Source organism: Pseudoalteromonas sp. SWYJ118, from assembly GCF_015864505.1.
Lineage (GTDB): Bacteria > Pseudomonadota > Gammaproteobacteria > Enterobacterales > Alteromonadaceae > Pseudoalteromonas > Pseudoalteromonas arctica.
Genome location: NZ_JADYXC010000057.1, coordinates 1 through 2,096, shown reverse-complemented (window position 1 = coordinate 2,096; position 2,096 = coordinate 1). Strand labels below are relative to the sequence as shown.

Below are 2,096 nucleotides of genomic sequence, written 5' to 3'. Positions count from 1 at the left end.
GTGTTGCAACCATATCTAAATGGCATACAATATCAGCCCACTTAAAACAACAATTACCCTGCTCATCACGTGCTTCGCAACCAGGGATTGGATAAGTAAAGCCTACTAGCTGCTTTTGTCTATCAAAGTATATTTGTTTTTTGGGGATGTAACTGTCTGTTAGTGGCAGTAAATTAAGAAAAAACAGGTTCCAAGAAAAAGTAAGCATAGGTATCCACCACTGGAATGGGTCCTTGGAATAGGTAGCCACTAAGCAACAGATCAACAAGATTATACTCAAAGTAAATCCGATTATTATTGGCCCAAATAAAATAACCCTGACGGAATTATTTCCGCACATTTCTACTTTATATCGTTCTGGGCGCTTTTGTATTGCCTTCTGTTTTTTAGAAGGTAAGTCATACAAGTAACATAAGCCTTTAAACTTTTCTTTAAGGCTATTTAATCTCTCAGGGTAAAAAAAACAATTAAACCGCGTTTTTTTAGGCATGATATCAACAGCTAGGTAGTCATTATTTTGCATTAGAGCCCTTTACTTTGCTTACCTAGGGAATTTGGAAGACCTAGATTTGAAATCCTTTTCTATTTGTTAACTTACCATAAACGGTGAAGGGTTAGTAACCTCAAGGAAAACCGATAAAAAGCTGAAGCGCAAGATGCTTTGCTTTATATTTCCACGTTAATTGCTCTATGCGCTCTGGTTCTGCTTTCCAATGCAGCCAAGGTTTAATTACTTCTTCACGCTCTCTACCTTTAAGCCAATCAAATGGAAATGCTTCACTCAGAATTTCCTCTTCAATTTCTAATTGCTGCGAAAACGAAAATGAGGTCCAAAACTCATCAGGCCGATTATTCCTCTTATCAAATTCAGCTGTGATAGAGTCTAGATGTCGGTGCTTTTCATATTCTGGTACATCAGGTAAGGGTTTACTTAAATCCATAAAGCGTACATAACACTCCCACAATAAATAACAATGCACTGGATTGGCTGAAAGCTCTACAACTGAACCGGTTACTATTGTTTCAGGGTACTTATCTTGGTCTATATGGCTAATTTCTGGAAAGTAATTCATTACACCCGGCGTGCCCATTTTCGAGGTTAACCTGCAAACAATCTCCTCCCATTTAAAGCAACAATTACCTAACTCATCGCGTTGTTCACAATCTGGTATATTAAAACTGAACCCGACCGTTTGGTTTTGTCTGTCCAAGTACATCACTCTATCAGGTATGTATCTTGCTGTGATCGGTAATAAATTTAAGAAGAATAAATTCCAAGAAAAGGTAACAAGTGGTATCCACCACTGATATTTTTCACCCTCATCATAAAATGGAAGTGATAAAATACTAATTAATGTAACAAAGCTTAATACAGCCCCTATAGCCATTGGCCCAAATAAAATGGCTTTTATAGGGTTATTGCCACAAGGCGCTATTTTATATTGCTCTTTTTTATTCGCGTAAATATGCCTATCTTGATTTAGCCAACGTCGAAAAAAGCATAACCCTCTAAATTCGCTTCCCTTATTTATTATTCGGTGAGCTTCAAAAAAGCGATTAAACTTCGTTTTCTTTGGCATTATTCCAACACCGAAGTAATTATTATTTTGCATCAGGTTCCTTTGCTTTAATAAACCTAGACAGCACTTGTGCCACCTAGGTTTAAATTCCATTTTTAATTATTATCAGAATCCTAGTTGCATGCTATAAATATAATCATCTTTAAGGTATTCCCATAAACAACTGCAGTGCTAAACGCTTTGCTTTGTATTTCCAGGTTAGTTTTTCAATACGCTCAGGCTCACCTTTAAAATGCAGCCAAGGCTTAATTATTTCTTCGTTAGGTGTCGCTCTGAGCCAATTAAAATGAGCAGCCTCTTTATTAAACTTTTGCCATATTTCGACTTGTTGAGCAAGTGAAAAGTCGCTCCAAAATTTATTAGGTCTGTCATTTTTTTTATCAAATTCAGCGGTTGGTTCATCAAGGTGTCGGTAGGTTTCATACTCAGGTACATCAGGTAGTGGTTGGTTGTTGTCCATAAAGCGCACTACACGCTCCCAATATAAATAACAGTTCATTGGGTTATTTGAGTTAT

Annotated in this window: 1 protein-coding gene and 2 pseudogenes; all 3 read right to left on the bottom strand. The window is 36.8% G+C overall.

What is annotated here, in order from left to right:
• Nucleotides 1-490 (bottom strand): annotated as a pseudogene (locus I6F48_RS21130) (hypothetical protein); the annotation flags it as partial.
• A gap of 133 nt (nucleotides 491-623) precedes the next feature.
• Nucleotides 624-1,613, bottom strand: a complete 990-nt coding sequence (locus tag I6F48_RS21125; protein WP_197120241.1) for a hypothetical protein — start codon at nucleotides 1,611-1,613, stop codon at nucleotides 624-626.
• A gap of 109 nt (nucleotides 1,614-1,722) precedes the next feature.
• A pseudogene (locus I6F48_RS21120) lies at nucleotides 1,723-2,096 on the bottom strand (hypothetical protein); the annotation flags it as partial.

What these genes read in the sequence shown, in the direction of transcription:
- I6F48_RS21125 (WP_197120241.1), bottom strand. Translation starts at nt 1,613, where the DNA reads ATGCAAAATAATAATTACTTCGGTGTTGGAATAATGCCAAAGAAAACG.